The organism is Priestia sp. P5_B4, assembly GCF_056400385.1.
The window spans coordinates 1-3090 of record NZ_JBFULJ010000452.1 but is presented as its reverse complement, the minus strand read 5'-3'; the positions used below and the strand labels follow the sequence as shown (position 1 = coordinate 3090).

General features: G+C 41.0%; 2 protein-coding genes. Both read left to right on the top strand.

Features of this window, described 5'->3' with window-relative positions; translation table 11 throughout:
• On the top strand, positions 1 to 1534 hold a 1534-nt coding region (locus AC1DRF_RS21135), incomplete at its 5' end, for a PTS fructose transporter subunit IIC (protein ID WP_477741612.1).
• A 195-nt stretch (positions 1535 to 1729) separates the two neighbouring features.
• A partial coding sequence (locus tag AC1DRF_RS21130; protein WP_477741611.1) for an aspartate kinase occupies positions 1730 to 3090 on the top strand: 1361 nt, incomplete at its 3' end.

The window sequence follows — 3090 nt, the reverse complement described above, 5'->3', positions numbered from 1 at the left end:
CTTAGAAACATTATCTCGTTTGTCTACGTTATTAATGGACGAATCGTTCCGAAAAACGTTGCTAACAGCATCATCAATTGATGAAGTCATTAAAGCAATTGATGATAAAGAGACTGAAAATGAAGCGCCGGAAGAGGAAGTAGATACAGCTTCAGATCAATTAGTGCTTGCTGTAACGGCTTGTCCAACGGGAATTGCCCACACATATATGGCAGCGGACAGCTTAAAAGCAAAAGCGAAAGACATGAATGTCACGCTAAAAGTTGAAACAAACGGTTCCAGCGGGGTTAAAAACGCGTTGACGAAGGAAGAAATTGAAAACGCTACCGCTATTATCGTTGCAGCGGACAAGCAAGTAGAAATGGAACGTTTTGCAGGTAAAAAAGTCATTCAAGTTCCAGTAGYTGAAGGAATCCGCAAACCTGAAGAATTAATTAACCGCGCGTTAAAAGGAGACGCTCCTGTATACAGCGGCGGCGGTGGCAGCAAAGAAGGCGGAGAAAGTAAAGGATCAGAGCGTACAGGGTTTTACAAGCACCTAATGAGCGGTGTATCCGCAATGCTTCCGTTTGTTGTAGGGGGCGGGATCTTAATTGCCATTTCATTTATGTTTGGCATTCACTCAGCAGAGCCGAAAGATCCGACGTACAATGCATTTGCAGCGGCACTAAAAACAATTGGCGGAGATAATGCATTCTTCTTACTAGTACCAGTACTAGCAGGGTTTATTGCAATGAGTATTGCTGATCGTCCTGGTTTAGCTCCCGGTATGGTTGCAGGTCTTTTAGCAGCTTCTGGCGGAGGCGGTTTCTTAGGTGGTTTAATCGCTGGTTTCTTAGCAGGTTATGTAGTAGTGGGGTTAAAGAAATTATTCAGCGGTTTACCGCAAGCGCTTGATGGAATTAAGCCAGTTCTTCTTTATCCGCTATTTGGGATTTTTATCTCAGGATTGATTATGCTTTATGTTGTAAATGAGCCAGTTAGTGCAATTAACAAAGGATTAACGCACTGGTTAAGTGGATTTGGTACAGGCAACTTAGTATTATTAGGTATTATCTTAGGCGGTATGATGGCGATTGATATGGGTGGTCCTATTAATAAAGCGGCCTTTACATTTGGTATTGCAATGATTGATGCTGGAAACTATGCACCACACGCAGCGATTATGGCAGGCGGTATGGTTCCACCATTAGGTATGGCTATTGCGACAACTGTGTTCAAAAACAAATTTACTCGCCAAGAGCGCGAAACAGGTAAAACGTGTTATATAATGGGTCTTTCATTTATCACAGAAGGTGCGATTCCATTCGCAGCAGCTGACCCAGGCCGTGTGATTCCCGCATCGGTTATCGGTGCTGCAGTAGCAGGTGCTTTAACAATGATGTTCCACATCGGTTTACCAGCACCACACGGCGGCGTATTCGTTATCGGAATTGTACAAGGAAATCCTCTTTTATATGCACTAGCAATTTTAATTGGTGCAATTGTAACAGCGGTCCTTGTAGGTGTATTAAAAAAGCCAAAAGCAGAATAACACAAAAAGACTGATTTTACATGATGTAAAATCAGTCTTTTTGTGTTTTTGTGGTAGACATTTGTTCTTTATGGGAGTACAATTACGGTAGTATTCCTTTAATTTTTAGAAAAGTTAGATAGATAAGCTTTTCTACTTGATAAAATATGGTACAATAATCGAATATTAAAAACAAAGTAAGGAAGTGTCTCAAACATGAAGGTTGCGAAGTTTGGCGGGAGTTCAGTTGCAAGCGCAGAGAAATTTAAACAGGTTGCGCATATTGTAACGTCTGATAAAGAGAGAAAGCTGGTGGTTGTATCAGCTCCGGGCAAGCGATACGGAGAAGATACAAAAATGACAGATTTGCTAATCGCACTTTCTGCCAAAATACAGCTTGGAGAAGATTACGTCGATGAGTTTGGGCAAGTAATTGATCGCTATCGTGAAATCGTTGTGGACTTGTCTATGCCAGAAACGATTATTACTGACATTATTACGAATTTACAATCACTTATTGATTTACATAAAAACGATCCATTTCGCTTATTAGACTGCCTAAAAGCAAGTGGAGAAGATAATAACGCAAAGGTAATGGCTGCTTATTTAAACCATTTAGGTTTTGAAGCTCATTATGTAAATCCAAAAGAAGCAGGTATTTTTGTTTCTGATGAACCCGGAAGAGCAAGAGTGCTTCCACTGTCTTATGAAAAATTACCGCACCTAAGAGAGCGTTCGGGCATTTTGGTGATTCCAGGATTCTTTGGCTACTCTGAAGAAGGGAACATGGTTACATTCTCGCGCGGTGGGTCAGATATCACAGGCTCAATTGTAGCAGCGGGAGTAAAAGCTGATTTGTATGAAAACTTTACCGACGTAGATGCTATTTATAGCGTAGATCCAAGACTTGTGGAAAAGCCTCATGAAATGAAAGAAGTGACATACAGAGAAATGCGTGAACTATCCTATGCAGGTTTTTCTGTCTTCCATGATGAAGCGCTAGAGCCGGTTTATAAACTAGGCATTCCTGTATGTGTAAAGAATACAAATAATCCTGAAGCAAAGGGTACATTTATTGTAGCTGAGCGTCCTCACGGCGATACGCCGGTAGTTGGAATCGCTGGGGATAAAGGTTTTTGCAACATCCACGTGAGCAAATACTTATTAAACCGTGAAATTGGTTTTGGCAGAAGATTGCTTGGAATTTTAGAGGATGAAGGTATTTCATACGAACATACCCCTTCAGGAATTGATAATATCTCTGTCATCATGCGCGAGCATCAGCTTACGCCAGATGTGGAAAAGCGTGTATTTGCTCGAATTGAAAAAGAACTTGAAGTGGATGAAATCTTTATTGAACGTGATCTTGCTATGGTTATGGTAGTAGGAGAAGGAATGAATAGCACAGTAGGAATTGCTGCAAAAGCTACAGAAGCTTTTGCTCGTGCTGAAGTGAATCTTGAAATGATCAACCAAGGTTCTTCTGAGGTGAGCATGATGTTTGGTGTGAAAGCAGATGCTTTAGATCGTGCTGTTCAAGCTCTTTACAATACGTATTTTAACAGCATGTACAGTAT